Below are 16,680 nucleotides of genomic sequence, written 5' to 3'. Positions count from 1 at the left end.
AGCCGTGCAGGTGGCACGATAAAGGAATGGTGGCTGTTCTGCTGGGCTGGAACCCGGGCGTAGGCGATACCTGGCCGGGCTATTCGCGCGTGGTGGATGAACTGGCCACCGCCGGCGTGCACCGGCGCGCGTGGCCTATCGGGACCGGGGCCCGGCCCACGCCGGGAACGGACGCCTGGCTCGTGCTGCACGGAAAGACAGGCAGCGGGCTGATTGGCCATGGCGTGGTTGCCTCCGCTCCGTATCTGGCCGCCGGGCCGGATCTGCCGTTGTCTCAGCTGCCGGGCGAAGCCTGCGTTGACGTTGACTTTGACATGCTGTTGCCGCTCGGAGACCAGATCCCGGTGGACATTCTGGCAGCGCGCGCGCCGCTGACCGACTGGGCGGCCGCACCTGTAGCGGGCGGATGCCAGCCGGTTCCCGAGGAGCAGTCACGCGCCATCCGGGAGCTCTGGGCCGAGTGCCTGCCTGCCGACGAGATCGATCCCGTCCTTCCGGTGCCCGGCACACTGCCCCAGGACGCCATGATCCGGGTGGGCGTGAACCGGTACGAGCGGAACCCGTACGCCCGCCGCGTTTGCTTGGCGCACCATGGCACCTCCTGCGCCGCCTGCGGGTTTTCCTTCGAGGCCGCGTACGGCCCGGAAGGCGAAGGCTTCATCCAGGTCCATCACCTGGTGCCGGCAGCCCAGCTGGGCCCCGGCTACGAGCTGGACCCTGTGGGGGACCTTGTGCCGTTGTGCTCCAACTGCCATGCCATGGCGCACAGACGCCGGATCCCGTACACGGTGGCTGAACTCCGGGCCATGAGGTCCCGTGCGGGGTACATCAGCGGATCCGTGGTGACCCAGCAGGAACTGGACGCCCAGGCCGACGCCCGCCGCATCCTGGGCAGCACCTGAACCCGCGCCTCAGCAGATACGCGTCCCAGCCCATACCGTCAGGGGGACCAGAGCCAGTCCCGGTTGAAGTCCGGATGGTCACTGTAGGGGACCGCCAGCGCATTGAGGGACAGTGTGGTCCATTCCAGCGCCTGCGGAATCCACTCGGTCCCGTCCCCGAAGGGATCACGCACGAGCGTGGCAAGGGCAGTCTGCCTGGCAGACTCCACGATGCCGATCAGCCGCCGTTTGGCTTCGCATTCCAGCAGCAGGCGCCGTTCGTACCACTTGCCTGATTCCGACGTCGTGCGGTCCTCGAGCAGCTTGCGCGCCACGGCCTCGTCCTCGGCGATGCGCGCGGACAGGAACTCCACAATGTCCACTGTCTGAGCGTACGCCCGCCGCAACGCCTGCACATGGGCTACACTCCTGCACGCCGGCTACACGGCAGCAGGGAGGTCCACCGCGCCGCGGAGGTCAGCCGGGCTCAGCTCCACGGCGGTGCTGAGGTCCGCCGGGGACAGCGGCAGGTAGTAGGCGGAGCGGTAGCGGGTCCGGTCGCCGGTCACCACCCAGGCAGACCCCTTTCGCACGCGGAACCGCTTGGTCAGGACCGTCCGGTCGCGATGTACGAGGTGGGCCAGGACATCTGCCATGACGTCCTCGTGGGTGCACAGGACAGTCCCCGTTCCGCGGGCCTTGGCCACAAGGTCCAGAGTGCCCGCCAGGCTGCCGCCCGCCAGGTGCTCTGAACGCTCCACTTCGAGGGATTCCCGCCGCGCGAGTTCGGCGACGGTTTCGATGCAGCGGGGTGAGGGTGCGGCGAGGATGCGTTCGATGTCGAACATGGCTCCCAGTGAGGCGAGTGACCTGGCGGCCTGCTCACCGGCCGGTGCCAGCGGCCGGGCGCCCGCCTCCGGGTCCCAGGCGTCCCGTTTCGTCATTTCGGCCCCGCGCACCAGCAGCAGCATTTTTTCCCGCCGCGGGGCAGGCCGGACGCCCAGTTCAAGCTGGAGCCGGGCGCCCAGGGCAAGAATCGCGGGCCTGTCCCGCGGTTCTGTCACCGTGCGCAAGGCTGCCGGCAGCGAAAGCCACCTGACGGCGTCGACCTCTTCACTCGGCGTGAAGCGGCCCGATGCCGCCGTGGCAGACCAGTAACGGATGGTCTTGATTCTGCCCCTGCGGTCCTCATAGCGGATGCTGGGCAGCTCCGTGCCCAGATGGCAGCGCAGGCCGGTTTCCTCCCGCACCTCGCGCTCGGCGCACTCCCGGCCGGTTTCCCCCGGGTCCGCTTTGCCCTTGGGGATGGACCAGTCCCCGTGGGCCGGCCGGTGGATCAGGAGCACTTCAAGTGTGCCCTTCTTGCCGATCCGCCAGGGCAGTGCCCCGTAGGTCGGGGGCTTCGTCCTGCTCATGCGCTGGTCTCCGTCTGAAGGCTGCCGCTCTCGGCAGGAACCAGGCTCTGGGCCGGAACCAGGGTGAGCGCGGGGGTTTCCTTGGCGTGCTGCAGGCTGTCCAGCCGGCTGTAGAGTCCTCCGGCGGCGGCGAGTTCCGCGTGCCTGCCGCTTTCCACGATGCGGCCCTTGTCCAGCACATAAATCCGGTCGGCCCGTTTGAGCGTGGAGAGCCGGTGGGCGATGACGATCACCGTGCGCCCTGCCATCAGCCGCTCCAGTCCGTGCATGACGTACTGCTCGGAAATCGCGTCCAGGCCGGAGGTCGGTTCGTCGAGGATGACGATGGGGGTGTCCCGCACCAGTGCCCGGGCGATGGCGATGCGCTGGCGCTGTCCGCCCGAAAGCGTGACGCCGCGCTCGGCCACCGGGGTGTCGTAGCCCAGGGGCAGGTTGCGGACAAACTCATCCACGTGGGCGGCCTCGGCTGCCGCCAGGACCTGTTCCCGGCTGACGCCCTCGGAGCCGTAGGCGATGTTGTCGTAGATGGTCCCGCGGAACAGGATCGACTCCTGCAGCACCATGGATACCTGCCTGCGCACCGTGGCAAGCTGCAGGTCCCGCACGTCGATGCCGTCAAGGAGGACCTGCCCTTCGGCCGCATCGTACAGCCGCGGTATCAGGCTGACGACGGACGACTTGCCGGCACCCGTCGGGCCGGTGATCGCCACGACGCTGCCCGGCTCCGCCTTCAGGTCAATCCCGTGCAGCACATGCCGGTCGCCCTGGTAGCCGAAGCTCACCCGCCGCAGTTCCACCGCACCGGCCAGCCGCGGCGCCGGCCTCGCGCCGGGCCGGTCCGAGATGGCCGGCGCGGTGTCCAGGATCTCCTGGATGCGTTCTGCGCTGGCCTGGCCGCGGCTGATGACGGTGGTGAGCTTGGCCAGGGACTTCATGGGGGAGTACAGGGCCTTGAGGTAGGCGAGGAAGACCAGCAGCAGGCCCAGCGTCAGGGTTCCGTCCAGCACGCGCTGCGCGCCGATCCAGATGACCAGCACCGTGCCCAGGGTTGCGATGATGTCCACCAGCGGCGAGAACATGGACTGCAGCCGGATGACCCTCAGGCCGGCGTCGCGGCGTCCGTCATTCCGGGTGCGGAAGTCCTCCTCGTGGTGCGCCTCCCTCGTGTACGTCTGCATCACGCGCACCGAGGCAAACGTCTCCGACATCGCCGCCGCGATGTCGCTGTCCCTGCTGCGGGCCTCCTTCGACGCGCCCTTGATGCGCCGCCGGTAAAACAGCACCGTCATGAACAGCAGCGGAGACACCGCCAGGCCGATCAGGGCAAAGGTGGGGTCGATCAGCATGCAGATGGTGATGACGAATCCCAGGATGAAGATGTTGGGCAGCAGCACCGACAGGATCGACACCATGAGGGCTCGCACGTAATCGACGTCGGTGGTGGTCCGGGTGACCAGGTCGCCCAGCCGCTGCTTGTCGTGGAAGGCCAGGGACAGCCGCTGGAGATGGGTGAAGACTTCGGCCCGGATCGTGGCCATGGCCCGCTCACCCACGCCGTTGAGGAGCCGGGTGCCGAGGTAATCCGCTCCGGCGTTAAGTACTGTCATGGCGAGCAACGCGGACGCGGCGAGCAGAAGCAGTTGGAGCTGGCTCAGGCCGGCCAGGCCGAGGAAGGCGGGCATCTCGTGGAGCTGGGAGCTGCCCGAGGGCTGCAGCACGTCGTCGACTATGACCTTCATAGGCCACGGCAGGGCCACCTCCATGGCGGCGACGAACACCACCAGCAGCGCGCCGATCCCCAGCGCCCAGGCATGCGGGACTATCGCCCCGCGGAACCGCCAAAAGGTTTGAAACATTTCTCCCCCTAGAATCCGGCGGTCGCGAGCATCGTCCGAACACTGGATGCCGGGCGATGCTCTGAGACCGTCCAGGGATATCCCTGGTCCGGACCACTCTTCCCTGAAGAGCTTTGGGAAAACCCTGCCGGAGCTTGGGGAAAACCTGCTGGCGGGCTAGGGCCGACGGCGGTCAAAACCGTTTGGGGGGCTTACAACCGGGCTGTCACGGACTACCGTTTGCAAGTAGAGGCATATTTCCCGCCCGCAGCAGCAAAGGAGTCGCAATGGGTGACGTGTGGATCCGCACGATCAGCCACAGCCTGGTGCGGGCCGACAGGGTCACGGAGATCGCCTCATCCCGCGGATCGGTCCATGAGGAGCGCGGGTACTCGATCAAAGCGGTGGCCGAAGGCAAGGCGTACATCCTCATTGACAACAGCGACCTTGAAGGGACCACGAAGGCACGGTTCGCGCATGCCGGCCGGATGCAGGCGGGACTGCTGCTGGCCGTGGACGAGGCAAGTACTGCCGCCGAGCCCACGGTTATCAGCTATGAACAGGACGGGGAACGCTGGGTCATAACCCCGACGTCCGATATTGCGGGGGTGTCCCTGCCAATTGCACCTGCCGTAGGTGCCGCCTATACGGAATGACTCTGGACGGAAGCCAGTTAGATTTTGGCCGCCAGGTCATAGTCGGCGCCGCGCATGTTCTCACACAGGGCCACGCAGGCACCGATGCGGGTCTTGAAATCGGGTGACTGCTTCCACGCGTCACGGGACGCCTCGTCGGTCCATTCCGAGAAGGAAACGTAGTGCCCGGCCGTGCCCCGGTCCCGCAGCAGGTTCGCCTCGACCATGGCCGGGAAGTTTTCCCGGGACCATTGGAGGAACTCCTTCCAGCGCTCCACGAATTCCTCGTCCTTGCCCTCCTTGACCTGCCAGACCCCGGAGGCGTAATGCTCTGCCATCGGTCTCACACCCTTTCCCAGATGCCGGATAGTCATCATTTTAGGACTGGGCACCATTTATGGGAGGTGCCTAGCGTGCCACCCCGTTGGCGTCCTCCGGGCCCACAAAATCGCATGAGCCCTGATGGCGTTCGGGCAGGATGCAGGTCCGGCCGGTAGCCAGGTGCACATTGCCGCAACGGCCGGCCAGTGCCACATCTTCCCGGACGTGAAGGCTTCTAAGATCAGGGCGTTCGCCGCCGCGTACCGGCGAGGTTGCAGGCATTGGTGCGTCGTCGTCGGAATAATTCATGCTGGCGAACTCCTCGTCGAGTGGCTGCCCCTGATGTGCCAGGCCAGTCGTGTGGATCCAATGGTCCCAGTCTCCCGCCCCCGTATTAACGGCGGGTTACGGCGCTGTTAGATCCGATTGGCGAAGTTGTCCGGTCATGCTGCGCATGACGGGACGGCCCCCAGGGCAGGAAGTGCCGGGACGGGTGCGTTGCGGCCGCGGGGGTCAGTCAGGGGTGTCCGCGCCCTCTGCCGGATCCTGCGAGTGCATCCGGATGTCCGTGGGGTCGGCCATTTCATCCCCTTCGGCGGGGGCTTCGCTGTGGATGCGCTGCAGCGCCTCCGGGGTTTCGCTCATGACTGCCGCTCCTCTGTTGGGCTGTGTGCTGCGCTTAACCTTCATCTAGCTACCGCACCGCTCACGCTGTCAAGAACCGGCTCCACACTCTGGCCGGGCGAAAGGTTCTGTGTTGAACTGTTGGGGTTGCACCCGATATGCCTCCGCGGCTGCCAGCCGCAGCACTGCCTCTGCACCGTCGGCCCAGCCGGTTCGCGCCGGCTGCCGGGAAGGAACACAACCATGGCAAAGCACAAGATCGGCTATTTCGTAGGGAGCCTGGCCAGCGGCTCCATCAACCGGACCCTCTCCAAGGCACTCATCAGGCTCGCGCCCGAGGACCTCGAGTTTACCGAGATCCCCATCAAGGACCTTCCCCTGTACAGCTACGACTACGACGCCGACTTCCCGCCGGAAGGCCGTGCACTGAAGGAGGCCATCGAAGCGTCCGACGGCATCCTCTTCATCTCCCCGGAATACAACCGATCCATTCCCGGTGCCCTCAAGAACGCCATCGACTGGGGCTCCCGTCCGTGGGGCACCAACTCGTTCGCCCGCAAGCCCACCGGCATCATCGGCGCCTCGCCGGGAAGCATCGGCACGGCGGTGATGCAGTCCTCCATGCGCGCTGTGCTGAGCTTCCTCGACGCCCCGCAGCTGAATGCGCCCGAGGCCTATGTGAAGTTCAACCCCGACGTGTTCGGCAGCGACGGCGAGGTCAAGAATGAATCAACCGCAGCCTTCCTGCGCCACTACATGGAGGAATACGGCGCCTTCGTCCAGCGGGTCCTGGCCGCCAACGCGCCGGGCCACATCGGCGACCGGGAACCCGACGCCCAGAAGCTCTCCCGGTAGGCACCTCCTAGAGGGGGAGGGGGACGAGGCCGCCGAGGGTGCGGTACTTCTCGAGCCGCAGCGGAAGGAGCTCCGCCACGCCGGCAGCCGAGAGCGCGGCCAGCTCATACTCGATGGCCTGGCCCAGGCGCTGGCAGAACGCCCTGCCCTCGACGGCGGCGTCACCGCGTTCGTCCACGATGTGCTCCACCATGCCGTGGGCGTACAGCGACGCCACGTTGACTCCCTGCGCCTCGGACATGGCCGGGGCGAACTCCGTGCTGCGGTGCACGATGGCGCTCGCGCCTTCGGGCGGCAGCGGGGACAGCCAGGCATGCTGTGCTGCGATGGTGCGGTCGGCCGGGAACAGCGCCAGCGCACCGCCTCCGGTCCCCTGGCCCATGAGCACGGACACCGTGGGGGAGTTCAAACCGATGAGGTCGTGCAGCGACCTCGCGATTTCACCGGCGAGCCCGCCTTCCTCCGCCTCTTTGGACAGCGCCGCGCCGCCGGTGTCGATCACCGTCACCAGCGGCAGGCCGAGTTCCTCGGCCAGCCGCATGCCGCGCCGGGCCTCGCGCAATGACGCCGGGCCCATGGCCGTCTGCTGGGAGGGGCGGGGCCGGGTGTGCCCGATCACCACGCAGGACTTCTGCCCGAACCGGGCAAGTGCCAGCAGCAGCCCCGGGTCCTTTTCACCCTGGCCGGTGCCGTTGAGCGGCAGCACATCCCGGGCCCCGTAGGCCAGCAGCTGCCGCAGGTCCGGACGCCGGGGGTTCCGGGAGATTCCGATCGATTCCCAGGCGCCGGCGTCGGACGGTTTGACGGACAGCGTCCGCGGCGGACGGACCCGTGCGTGCGGCCCGGCGACCAGGATGCTCAAGGCGCGGTCGACGACGTCGGACAGCTGCCACGGCGGGACAACCGCGTCCACCAGCCCCTTGTCGAAGAGGTTCTCGGCCACCTGGACGTTCTCCGGGAACGGTGCACCGTACAGCGCCTCGTAGACGCGCGGCCCCAGGAAGCCGAGGAGGGCACCGGGCTCGGCCACGGTGATGTGTCCAAGCGAGCCCCAGGAGGCCATGACGCCGCCGGTAGTCGGGTGGCGCAAATACACGAGGTAGGGCAGGCCCGCCTGCCGGTGGGCCCGCACCGCCGCGCTGATTTTCACCATGGAGAGGAAGGCGATGGTGCCTTCCTGCATCCGGGTGCCGCCCGACGCTGGCCCGGCGAGCAGCGGCAGGCCCTCCCGGGTGGCCCGTTCGACGGCGTTCACGATCCGTTCCGCAGCGGCGAGGCCGATGGATCCGGCGAGGAAACGGAATTCGCTGACAATGACGGCCACGCGCCGGCCGCGGATGAGCCCTTCGCCGGTGAGGACGGACTCGTCCACACCGGTCTTTTCCCGGGCCGCCGCCAGTTCCTGCCGGTATTCCGCGCTGGGGTCGGGGTCCGCCACGGGCGAGTCCCAGCTGCGGTAGGAGCCGGGGTCGAGCACGGCGGCGATGAGTTCGGTGGCGTCCAAGTGCCGGACCTTCTGGGTTTCAGGCATGGTCAGCGGCCTTCCCCTGCAGAGCCGGCGGCGGCATTGGCCGGGACAAGCCCGAGCCACTGCCTGATCTGCTCGCCGTCCTGGTCCAGCAGCGGCGGAGCAGTATGTGCCTTGAGCGTGGTCTCGGCGGTGTCCGCGGCGCTGAAGAAGCGCAGCGGCGGCCCCGGAAGGGTGACGTTCCCGAGGATCTTGTGGTCGACGTCGATCACCAGCCCCTGCGAATGGACCTGTTCCCATGCGTAAACCTCGTCCAGGGTGCGGACCTTGCCCGCCGGGACGCCCGCCTCGTTCAGTTTGGCGAGCAGCGGCTCAGCCTCGTAGTCGGCGAAGACGCGCTCCACCTCGTCGATGACCTTTTCCCGGTTGCGGACGCGCTCGGCGTTGGTGGCGAACTCCGGGCGGTCCGCAGCAATGCCGAACGCGGCAGCAAACGTCCGCCACAGTTTCTCGCTGCCCACGCTGATCTGTACACGTCCCTGTCGGCAGTGGAACAGCCCGTACGGCGCGATGGACGGGTGGTGGTTGCCCTGGGCTTTCGGCACCTCGCCCGCGACGGTGGCGCGGGTTCCCTGGAAAGCATGCACACCGATCAGCGCTGCGAGCAGCGAGGTCCGCACAATCTGGCCCTGTCCCGTCCGTTCGCGCTGCAGCAGCGCAGCCAGCGTGCCGAACGCCCCGTACATGCCCGAGAGCAGGTCCGCGATGGGCACCCCCACCCGCTGCGGATCGTCGGGGCCGGAACCGGTCAGGGACATCAGCCCGGCCTCGCCCTGCAGGATCTGGTCGTAGCCGCTGCGGCGCGATTCCGGGCCGTCGTGGCCGAAGCCGGTGATGGACAGGACCACCAGCGACGGGTTCAGCGCATGCATCTGCGCGGCCGAGAATCCCAGCCGGTCCAGCACGCCGGGCCGGAAGTTTTCAATCACGACGTCGGCCCGTTCCAGCAGTTCGCGCAGAACCGTCCGCCCGTCGTCGCTCTTCAGGTCCAGGGCGATGGATTCCTTGTTGCGGTTGCAGGAGAGGAAGTATGTCGCCTGGGGATCGTCCTCGGGGCCAACGAAGGGCGGCCCCCAGCCGCGGGTATCGTCGCCGGTGCCGGGGTTCTCAACCTTGATGACCCGTGCGCCGAGGTCCGCGAGCATCATGCCGGCATGCGGTCCGGCCAGGGCGCGGCTCAGGTCCACCACGAGGTAACCGGCGAGGGGGCCTTGGGGCTGGGACGTACCTTCGGGCTGGGGCAGGCTTTCCGACTGGGAGGTGGATTCATGGTTCATGCTGGGTGTTCCTTCTCTTGCTTGCGGGGCTGCTGGTGCTCTTCCGGCCGGCTTACATCCAGCCGGGGAGGACCATGACCAGCCAGGCGATGGCGGGGCCGGCGATGACGACGACGCCGCTGTAGGCCAGGATCTGCTTGTAGAACTTGTCCTTGTCCACGTCCTCCGGAGCATTGGCGAGGACCAGGGCACCGTTGGTGGAGAACGGCGAGACGTCCACGATCGTGGCGGCGACGGCCAGGGCGGCGATGACGCCGACGGCACCGATTTCGCCGGTGGACAGGAACGGGACGGCCAGCGGGATGAGGGCGGCCAGGATGGCGGTGGAGGAGGCGAAGGCCGAGACCACGGCGCCGATGTAGCAGATCAGCAAGGCCGCCAGCAGCGGCATCCCGAGCTGGGCGACGCCGTCGGACACGAACTTGATGGTGCCGGCTTCCTCGAGGACGCCCACGAAGGTGAGCATGCCGCAGATGAGCAGGACGGTGGACCAGCTGATCTTGTTGACCGCGCCCTTCTGGGCGGCGGGGGAGACGAGGGCCAGGACCATGGCGATGGTGATGGAGACGAACCCAACGTCCACCTTGAAGCCGAGCGAGATGACGGCGAGGGCGATCAGTCCGGCGATGGTGACCAGCTGCGGAACGGTGGCGCGTGCACCGCCGGCCTCCGCCCCGTCCGTGGTGGCAGGTGAGGCCGGGGAGCAGCCAGAGGTTCCCTTGCGGGCGACGCCGGAGGGGGAGATGTCGGAACCGGAGCCCTGCAGGGTGACGCCGGCGGCGCGGGCTCCGACGCTGACGGCCATTCTGGACTCGGCAGCCTGCTCCACGAGCCGGCCGGTCTTGGTGGAGAGCAGTTTGCTGCCGCCCAGCACGATGAAGAGCACCACGGCGATGGCGAGGTTGAAGACAAAGCTGGCGAGGAAGATCATCATGGGGCTGGCTTCGAGGTCCGTTTTGCCGATGATGCCGTTGACCGTGACGCCGTAGACGGCAATCGGGGAGAAGCCGCCGGCCTGCGCCCCGTGGATCACCATCATGCCCATCATCAGCGGGTTGATCTTGTGCTTCGCGGCAAAGCTCAGGGCGATCGGCGCGATGATTGCGACGGCGGCCGGAGATAGGGCGCCGACGGCGGTGATGACCGCCGTGATGGCGAACATGACCCAGGGGATGAGCGCTACCTTGCTGCCCACCATCCGGACTGCGCCGCGCACCAGCAGGTCGATGGTTCCGTTGTTCTGGGCAATCGCGAAGAGATACGTGACACCGACGATGGTCAGGAACAGACCGCCGGGAAAGTTGGCGAGGATGTCGCTGGTGGACATCCCCAGGACCACCGAGCCGAGCAGGAAGGCACCCACGAAAGCCAGGGCGCCCATGTTGAGAGGCAGCACCGTGGCCAGCAGGAACATCACCGCCAGGATGATGATGGACAGGACAGGAGCGGACATCGTTGTTCCTCCGGGATGAGAGTTGATGTGATGTGGCTTACAGGCTCACTGGCCTAGCCTCCTAGACACTAGGTGACTTTGTCAATACTCCTCCGCTAAGCTGGACCCAGAACGCCGGAAGGATGCGCATGCCAAGGAAGACTGCAGCCCAACAGATTTCCCGAGTCGCCCGCCCGCGCCTCTACGAGCAGCTCGTGGAGCAGCTGATGGACTTCATCGAGTCCGCGCAGCTGGGCCCCGGCGACACCCTCCCCGCCGAGCGGGACCTGGCCGAACGGCTGGGCGTCTCGCGGGCAACGCTTGCCCAGGCGCTGGTGGCACTCGAGGTCCTCGGCGTCATCGACGTGCAGCACGGGACCGGCGCGGTCCTCGTCTACCGCCCCAACGTTCCCTCCGTACTCAAGGGACTGCGGGAGCACCGGAGCCGCCTCCCCGAGATTGTGGAGGCCCGCAGCACCCTCGAAGTGAAGCTGGCCGAGCTTGCCGCCGAGCGGCGCACCGACGAGGACATGCAGGCGATTGACAAGGCGCTGGACGCCATGGCGGAAGAGGTGGCCTCGGGCGCAAAGGGGGCACACGGCGATGAGCTCTTTCACCAGGCCATCACCGCCGCGGCGCACTCCGGCGTGTTGGCCCAGCTCATGACCTTCATTGCGGAGATGATCCTGGAAACGCGCCTGGAGTCGCTGGGGCAGCCCGGGCGGCCTGAACAGTCCCTGGCATCCCACCGCAAGATCGCCGATGCCATCCGGGCCCAGGATTCGGAGGCAGCCGCGGCAGCGATGCTGGACCACATCACCCTCGTGTCCGACGTCGCCCTGCTGAAGTAAGCCCGTGAAGCCGTTTCTGCTGCTCGCCTCGCGGGCCGAGGACGTCGCCGCGGAGGACGAATACGAGGCGTACCTGCGCTTTGGCGGGCTGGAGCCGCACCAGCTGAAGCGGATCCGGATGGAGCGCGAACCACTGCCGGAGCTGGACTTGGACGACTACTCCGGCGTCATCGTGGGCGGCAGCCCGTTCACCTCAAGCGACCCGCCCGAAAAGAAGAGCGAAGCCCAGCACCGCGTGGAGCGTGAACTGTCCGGGCTGCTGGACCGGATCGTGGCGGAGGACTTCCCCCTCCTGGGCGCCTGCTACGGCGTCGGCACCCTTGGCCTGCACCAGGGCGCGGTGATCGACCGGACGTACGGCGAGCAGTTGGGCGGCGTGACCATCAGCCTCAGCCCCGAGGGCCTGCGGGATCCGCTGCTGGCCGGCCTTCCCGCACAGTTCACGGCATTCACGGGCCACAAGGAAGGGTGCACGGTGCTGCCGCCAAACGCCGTGCTGCTGGCGAGCTCCGCCGCCTGCCCGGTCCACATGTTCCGGATCAAGCAGAACCTGTACGCCACCCAGTTTCATCCGGAACTCGACGCCGAGGGCCTGGTGACCAGGATCGACATCTACCGCCACGCGGGGTACTTCCCGCCGGAATCCGCTGAAGAACTGATGGCGCAGGCCCGGACCTTCACCGCCACCGAACCGATGAAGATCCTGCGGAATTTCGTGAAGCTCTACGGCCGGTAGCCCCGGCGTCTTGCCCGCCGGGCCCTGGAGCGGCTCTGTCATCCCAGCCAGGCTTGGTGCTAGCGTCGGGGAATCCACAATCCGGCTTGGGCTTTCAAGGGAGAAATAGCCATGCTGTCAGATTCTTCATTCCCGGTGGTTAAGGCAACGCTGCCCGTCGTGGGCGAGCACATCCACGAGATTGCGACCCGTTTTTATCAGCACATGTTCCAGGAGCACCCCGGATTGCTCGACGGGCTGTTCAACCGCGGCAACCAGGCGGACGGGAAGCAGCAGCAGGCGCTCGCCGGATCAGTCGCGGCTTTCGCAGGCTTCCTCGTCAACGATCCCACCCACCTTCCCGACCATCTGCTGTCCCGCATCGCCCACAAGCATGTGTCGCTGGGGCTGAGCCCCGACCAGTACGACATAGTCCACGACAACCTGATGTGGGCGATTGTGGACGTCCTGGGTGATGCCGTCACACCGGAAGTGGCCGCGGCCTGGGATGAGGTGTACTGGCTCATGGCCAACATGCTCATCAACAAGGAGCGCGGGCTTTACAACGCGGTGCGGCTCACTCCCGATACGGTCTGGCGCACATGGCGGGTGGCCGAAAAGATCCGGGAGACTGACGACGTCATCACCTTCGTCGTGGAGCGCACCGATGAGCGCGAGGTCAAGCCGTCCCTTCCGGGCCAGTACGTGACGGTCAAGATGAAGATGCCCGACGGCGTACACCAGCCCCGCCAGTACAGCCTGACCCGGGCAGACGACGGGCAGCACAGGCACTTCGCGGTCAAGCGGGTGAGGGCGGAAGGCGCGCCGGATGGCGAAGTGTCTAACTTCCTGCACGACAACGTGCACGTAGGGGACGACATTACGCTGTCCGCCCCCTTCGGCGACGTTGTCCTGGAGTACACGGACCGGCCTCTCGTCCTGGCCAGCGCGGGAATCGGCGTTACGCCGATGGCCGGCATGCTGTCCCACCTGGCCAAGTCGGGATCGCAGCGGAAGGTACTGTTCCTCCACGCGGGCGAGTCGCTGGCGTCATTCGCGCTCCGGGACCAGGTGACAGCGGACCTCGCGAAGCTGCCCGACGCATCCATGGCCACGTGGTTCCTGAACCAGGAAGACGCCGGTGCTCAGGGGCCATTGCACACTGCCCAGAGGCCAATAAATGGTGACCTGGGTCCGGTGCATAAGGGGTTCATGGATGTCCGGGCAGTGGACCTGCCGGACGACGCCGAGTACTACCTGTGCGGTCCGGTGGCCTTCATGCAGTCCGTCCGGACGGCGCTCATTGCCGCCGGCGTGCAGGCGAAGGACATCCAGTACGAGGTCTTCGGTCCGGACCTGTGGCTGGCCGACTACCAGTAGGCCGGCCGCCCCGGTCCATTGCGTTCTGGTCCATTGACTTCGGCCTGCAGAGGTCTAACGTTGTACTACGTCAACATTGGATCTGTTGCGTGCGCGTGCGGCGAGGGGGTATGCCGCACCAGTTCATGCGGTTGTTGCCCGGTCACGCCTCCGGTGGCAGTCCGCACGCCTTCAATTTTTAGGTCTCAACCAAATCTGCAGGTGCCGTCCATGACCGCCAATTTCATCACCGCCCTCGCCGTCAAATCCTTCGATGAACCGGACAAGAAGAGGTGCCCGGACAAAGCCGAGGTGGACCTGGTCAGCGTCAACGACTTCTCCGTTGCCCGGCTGATCCTGGCCCCCGGCTGGCGCTGGTCCGAGTGCACCAAGCCCACGGAACAAACACCCTTCTGCCAGCACAGCCACCTCGGCTTCTGCGTGTCCGGGGTCATGGAGGTGGAAACGCCTGAGGGTGGCCGCTCCTCCATCCGGGCCAACGACACCTACGCGATTCCGCCGGGGCACGATGAATGGGTGGTGGGGTCCGAACCGTTTGTGGCTGTGGAATTCCTTGGCGCGGCGTCGTTCGGGCGTCCCGTCAGCAGGGGGCTGCACGCCCGGATCTGAAAGCGCAGGATTAAGCCGGTTTTACCGCAGCAGGCGAAGCTTCATCCAAGCTTCCGTGCAGTTCGGGCCGGGCGCAGGGCCGCGGAAAATACACTGGAATCAGCCTTCCAGTGGATTCACCCGCCGCCCTCAGCTCTCCGAAGGAACCCCAAAATTCGCGCTTCGTCTGTTCTCCGTCCTGCCCTGGCCTCGTTGCTGCTGACGGGCTGCACCGCCGTCTTCACGGGAGTCTCGCCGGGCATTGCCGCCCCAGATGCCCGGGAGGAAACTCCTGCCCGCTACATCGTGCGCTATTCCACCGGGACCGATGTTTCCTCGGCCGTGCGGAGCCTGCGCTCGAAGAACATCGCAGTCGGACGCACCTTCGCCAAAGCCATCCGCGGTGCCGTGGTGACGGCAACGCCGGCGCAGGCGGCGGAACTGAAGCGTTCGGCGGGTGTGGCCGCCGTCGAACCCGATGCCCGGGTGACGGCCAGCGATACCCAGCAGTCCGCAACGTGGGGGCTGGACCGCATTGACCAGCGGTCGCTGCCACTGTCCGGGACCTACACCTCGGCGTCCTCCGGCGCCGGCGTGAGCGCCTACGTGATTGACTCCGGCGTGCTGTCTGCGCACGCGGAGTTTGGCGGCCGCGTTGCCTCCGGATGGACCGCAATTTCCGACGGGCTGGGCACCGGCGACTGCAACGGCCACGGCACCCACGTTGCCGGCACTGTCGCGGGAAAGACCTACGGCGTGGCCAAGGCGGCCACCGTCATCCCCGTCCGCGTGCTGGACTGCAGCGGCTCGGGCTACAACTCCGGTGTGATTGCCGGGCTGGAGTGGGTCGCCTCCCACCACCAGGCCGGAACCCCGGCCGTGGCCAACCTGAGCCTCGGCAGCACCGCCAGCGCCATGGTGGACGCCGCGGTGCAGGGCATCATCAACGACGGCGTCACCGCAGTGGTTGCCGCCGGCAACTCGGCCACCGATGCCTGCAACAGTTCCCCGGCCCGCCTTGCCGGCGCGCTGACCGTTGCCGCCAGCGACTCCACGGACAAACAGGCCACGTTCTCCAACTACGGAAGCTGCGTCGACCTGTACGCTCCGGGTGTCAGTATCAGGTCCGCCTCCCCGGCCTCGACCACCGCGACAGCCCTGATGAGCGGCACCTCGATGGCCTCTCCGCATGTGGCGGGCGCGGCAGCCGTGATGCTGTCCCGCTCGCCGGGGCTGCCGCCGGCGGACGTGGCGTCGACGCTGCTGTCCGCCGCCACCGCCGGCAAGGTTTCCGCCGCCACCGCGGGAACGCCCAACCGCCTGCTGTACGCCGACCCTGCCGCGGCGGCCCTTGCCGCGCCGGCCGTGACGGCACTCAGCCCGGCGGCGAATGCCTCCGGCGCCGCCGTTGCAGCCAACGTCACCGCCACCTTCGGCACCACCGTCCAGGGCGTGGACGACTCCACCTTTGTCCTTCGGAACGCCGCCGGAACAACCGTCCCGGCTGTGGTCAGCTACGACGCCGCCACGCGTAAGGCAACGCTGAACCCTGAGGGCCTCCTGGCCGCATCCCAGAAGTACACCGCCACACTGACCGGCGGAGCCTCGGCCATCCGTGACGCCGCAGGCACCCCCTTCGTGACGGGCAGCTGGTCCTTCACCACGGCCGCGGCCCCGACGGTCAGCGCCCGCACGCCCGGCGCGAACGCCACTGCCGTTTCCGCCGGAAGCAACGTCACGGCCACCTTCAGCACGGCGGTGCAGGGCATCAACGGCAGCAGCTTCGTGCTGCGCGGCCCGGGCGGCACCCTCGTTCCGGCGGCCGTCACCTACAGCGCCACCACCCGGACCGCCACCCTGGACCCCGCGGCCAACCTCGCCAACGATGCCAAGTACACGGTCACCCTGACAGGCGGAGCCGCGGCCATCCGCGACACTGCAGGCACCCCGCTGGCCACCGCCAGCTGGACGTTCACCACCGGTCCTGCCCCTGCCATCACCGCCATGACACCGCGTCCCGGCGCCACGCTGGTGCGGCGCGCCAACAACATTGCCGTGACTTTCAGTGAGGCCATCCAAGGCGCCGGCACCGCCACGGTCAGGCTGAAGAACACCGCCACCGGCGCCAGCGTGACCGCCACTGTTTCCCGCTACGGCACCACGAACCAGTGGATCCTGAACCCCTCGGCCAACCTGGCCGCGCGGACCAGCTACACGGTGAGCGTGACCGGAGGCGCCACGGCGGTCCGCGACCTGGCGGGCAACCCGCTGAAATCAGCCAGCTGGACGTTCACTACCGGCTCGCTCTGAGTGACCGGAAGACCTGGGCACAGCAAAACAGAG

The 16,680-nt window shown here is 67.3% G+C and carries 16 protein-coding genes; 8 read left to right on the top strand and 8 right to left on the bottom strand.

The window, feature by feature from the left end; genetic code table 11:
• Nucleotides 1-26: 26 nt before the first annotated feature.
• Nucleotides 27-902 carry an HNH endonuclease gene (locus tag ACFTR6_RS13385; protein WP_087872676.1) on the top strand — a complete coding sequence of 292 codons (876 nt, stop codon included), beginning with the start codon at nucleotides 27-29 and terminating at the stop codon, nucleotides 900-902.
• A 38-nt stretch (nucleotides 903-940) separates the two neighbouring features.
• Here ACFTR6_RS13385 and ACFTR6_RS13380 read toward each other — a convergent pair whose 3' ends face one another.
• Genes ACFTR6_RS13380 through ACFTR6_RS13370 form a run of 3 tightly spaced genes read right to left on the bottom strand, consistent with a single transcriptional unit; the run spans nucleotide 941 to nucleotide 4,152 of the window.
• Nucleotides 941-1,264, bottom strand: coding sequence for a DUF6221 family protein (locus tag ACFTR6_RS13380; protein WP_076800271.1), 324 nt, complete (start codon nucleotides 1,262-1,264; stop codon nucleotides 941-943).
• Nucleotides 1,265-1,321: 57 nt separating this feature from the next.
• The gene (locus tag ACFTR6_RS13375) at nucleotides 1,322-2,296 is read right to left on the bottom strand and encodes an NUDIX domain-containing protein (protein ID WP_377958265.1); all 975 of its coding nucleotides are present in this window, start codon (nucleotides 2,294-2,296) and stop codon (nucleotides 1,322-1,324) included.
• Nucleotides 2,293-4,152: an ABC transporter ATP-binding protein gene (locus tag ACFTR6_RS13370; protein ID WP_377958264.1), complete on the bottom strand. Its 1,860-nt coding sequence runs from the start codon at nucleotides 4,150-4,152 to the stop codon at nucleotides 2,293-2,295. Before ACFTR6_RS13370 ends, ACFTR6_RS13375 begins: the two co-directional genes overlap by 4 nt.
• Before the next feature lie 266 nt (nucleotides 4,153-4,418).
• On the opposite strand from ACFTR6_RS13370, the gene ACFTR6_RS13365 reads away from it, so the two are divergent.
• Nucleotides 4,419-4,787: a hypothetical protein gene (locus tag ACFTR6_RS13365; protein WP_377958298.1), complete on the top strand. Its 369-nt coding sequence runs from the start codon at nucleotides 4,419-4,421 to the stop codon at nucleotides 4,785-4,787.
• Nucleotides 4,788-4,804: 17 nt separating this feature from the next.
• Here ACFTR6_RS13365 and ACFTR6_RS13360 read toward each other — a convergent pair whose 3' ends face one another.
• The gene (locus ACFTR6_RS13360) at nucleotides 4,805-5,104 is read right to left on the bottom strand and encodes an antibiotic biosynthesis monooxygenase family protein (RefSeq protein ID WP_076800276.1); all 300 of its coding nucleotides are present in this window, start codon (nucleotides 5,102-5,104) and stop codon (nucleotides 4,805-4,807) included.
• A gap of 496 nt (nucleotides 5,105-5,600) precedes the next feature.
• The gene (locus tag ACFTR6_RS13355) at nucleotides 5,601-5,732 is read right to left on the bottom strand and encodes a hypothetical protein (protein WP_301178651.1); all 132 of its coding nucleotides are present in this window, start codon (nucleotides 5,730-5,732) and stop codon (nucleotides 5,601-5,603) included.
• Between the two features lie 222 nt (nucleotides 5,733-5,954).
• Here ACFTR6_RS13355 and ACFTR6_RS13350 point away from each other — a divergent pair, with 222 nt between their 5' ends.
• Nucleotides 5,955-6,566: an NADPH-dependent FMN reductase gene (locus ACFTR6_RS13350; RefSeq protein WP_076800279.1), complete on the top strand. Its 612-nt coding sequence runs from the start codon at nucleotides 5,955-5,957 to the stop codon at nucleotides 6,564-6,566.
• Nucleotides 6,567-6,573: 7 nt separating this feature from the next.
• Here ACFTR6_RS13350 and ACFTR6_RS13345 read toward each other — a convergent pair whose 3' ends face one another.
• Genes ACFTR6_RS13345 through ACFTR6_RS13335 form a run of 3 tightly spaced genes read right to left on the bottom strand, consistent with a single transcriptional unit; the run spans nucleotide 6,574 to nucleotide 10,824 of the window.
• The gene (locus ACFTR6_RS13345; RefSeq protein WP_377958263.1) at nucleotides 6,574-8,097 is read right to left on the bottom strand and encodes a carboxyl transferase domain-containing protein; all 1,524 of its coding nucleotides are present in this window, start codon (nucleotides 8,095-8,097) and stop codon (nucleotides 6,574-6,576) included.
• 2 nt (nucleotides 8,098-8,099) lie between these two features.
• Nucleotides 8,100-9,371 (bottom strand): CaiB/BaiF CoA transferase family protein, encoded by a 1,272-nt coding sequence (locus ACFTR6_RS13340; RefSeq protein WP_377958262.1) that lies wholly within the window; start codon nucleotides 9,369-9,371, stop codon nucleotides 8,100-8,102.
• Nucleotides 9,372-9,423: 52 nt separating this feature from the next.
• Nucleotides 9,424-10,824 (bottom strand): SLC13 family permease, encoded by a 1,401-nt coding sequence (locus ACFTR6_RS13335; protein WP_076800285.1) that lies wholly within the window; start codon nucleotides 10,822-10,824, stop codon nucleotides 9,424-9,426.
• A gap of 128 nt (nucleotides 10,825-10,952) precedes the next feature.
• On the opposite strand from ACFTR6_RS13335, the gene ACFTR6_RS13330 reads away from it, so the two are divergent.
• From ACFTR6_RS13330 to ACFTR6_RS13310, 5 genes are all read left to right on the top strand, one after another.
• Nucleotides 10,953-11,654 (top strand): FadR/GntR family transcriptional regulator, encoded by a 702-nt coding sequence (locus tag ACFTR6_RS13330; RefSeq protein ID WP_377958261.1) that lies wholly within the window; start codon nucleotides 10,953-10,955, stop codon nucleotides 11,652-11,654.
• 4 nt (nucleotides 11,655-11,658) lie between these two features.
• A complete protein-coding gene (locus tag ACFTR6_RS13325) occupies nucleotides 11,659-12,390 on the top strand; it encodes a glutamine amidotransferase (RefSeq protein ID WP_377958260.1) in 732 nt (243 codons plus the stop codon).
• A gap of 111 nt (nucleotides 12,391-12,501) precedes the next feature.
• Nucleotides 12,502-13,749, top strand: coding sequence for a globin domain-containing protein (locus ACFTR6_RS13320; protein WP_377958259.1), 1,248 nt, complete (start codon nucleotides 12,502-12,504; stop codon nucleotides 13,747-13,749).
• 210 nt (nucleotides 13,750-13,959) lie between these two features.
• Nucleotides 13,960-14,358, top strand: coding sequence for a cupin domain-containing protein (locus tag ACFTR6_RS13315; protein WP_076800292.1), 399 nt, complete (start codon nucleotides 13,960-13,962; stop codon nucleotides 14,356-14,358).
• Between the two features lie 192 nt (nucleotides 14,359-14,550).
• Entirely contained in the window at nucleotides 14,551-16,647 is a 2,097-nt protein-coding gene (locus ACFTR6_RS13310; protein WP_377958258.1) for an Ig-like domain-containing protein, read from the top strand.
• Nucleotides 16,648-16,680: the final 33 nt, after the last annotated feature.

The sequence above is a fragment of the Arthrobacter sp. NPDC057009 genome, from assembly GCF_042673905.1.
Lineage (GTDB): Bacteria > Actinomycetota > Actinomycetes > Actinomycetales > Micrococcaceae > Arthrobacter.
This window is presented reverse-complemented; position numbering and strand designations above follow the sequence as displayed.

Bases quoted from the DNA above. Each gene is read 5' to 3' on its own strand.
- ACFTR6_RS13365 (WP_377958298.1), top strand. From the start codon at position 4,419: ATGGGTGACGTGTGGATCCGCACGATCAGCCACAGCCTGGTGCGGGCC.
- ACFTR6_RS13320 (WP_377958259.1), top strand. From the start codon at position 12,502: ATGCTGTCAGATTCTTCATTCCCGGTGGTTAAGGCAACGCTGCCCGTC.
- ACFTR6_RS13345 (WP_377958263.1), bottom strand. From the start codon at position 8,097: ATGCCTGAAACCCAGAAGGTCCGGCACTTGGACGCCACCGAACTCATC.
- ACFTR6_RS13355 (WP_301178651.1), bottom strand. From the start codon at position 5,732: ATGAGCGAAACCCCGGAGGCGCTGCAGCGCATCCACAGCGAAGCCCCC.
- ACFTR6_RS13350 (WP_076800279.1), top strand. From the start codon at position 5,955: ATGGCAAAGCACAAGATCGGCTATTTCGTAGGGAGCCTGGCCAGCGGC.
- ACFTR6_RS13370 (WP_377958264.1), bottom strand. From the start codon at position 4,152: ATGTTTCAAACCTTTTGGCGGTTCCGCGGGGCGATAGTCCCGCATGCC.
- ACFTR6_RS13385 (WP_087872676.1), top strand. From the start codon at position 27: ATGGTGGCTGTTCTGCTGGGCTGGAACCCGGGCGTAGGCGATACCTGG.
- ACFTR6_RS13315 (WP_076800292.1), top strand. From the start codon at position 13,960: ATGACCGCCAATTTCATCACCGCCCTCGCCGTCAAATCCTTCGATGAA.
- ACFTR6_RS13335 (WP_076800285.1), bottom strand. From the start codon at position 10,824: ATGTCCGCTCCTGTCCTGTCCATCATCATCCTGGCGGTGATGTTCCTG.
- ACFTR6_RS13330 (WP_377958261.1), top strand. From the start codon at position 10,953: ATGCCAAGGAAGACTGCAGCCCAACAGATTTCCCGAGTCGCCCGCCCG.
- ACFTR6_RS13360 (WP_076800276.1), bottom strand. From the start codon at position 5,104: ATGGCAGAGCATTACGCCTCCGGGGTCTGGCAGGTCAAGGAGGGCAAG.
- ACFTR6_RS13375 (WP_377958265.1), bottom strand. From the start codon at position 2,296: ATGAGCAGGACGAAGCCCCCGACCTACGGGGCACTGCCCTGGCGGATC.
- ACFTR6_RS13340 (WP_377958262.1), bottom strand. From the start codon at position 9,371: ATGAACCATGAATCCACCTCCCAGTCGGAAAGCCTGCCCCAGCCCGAA.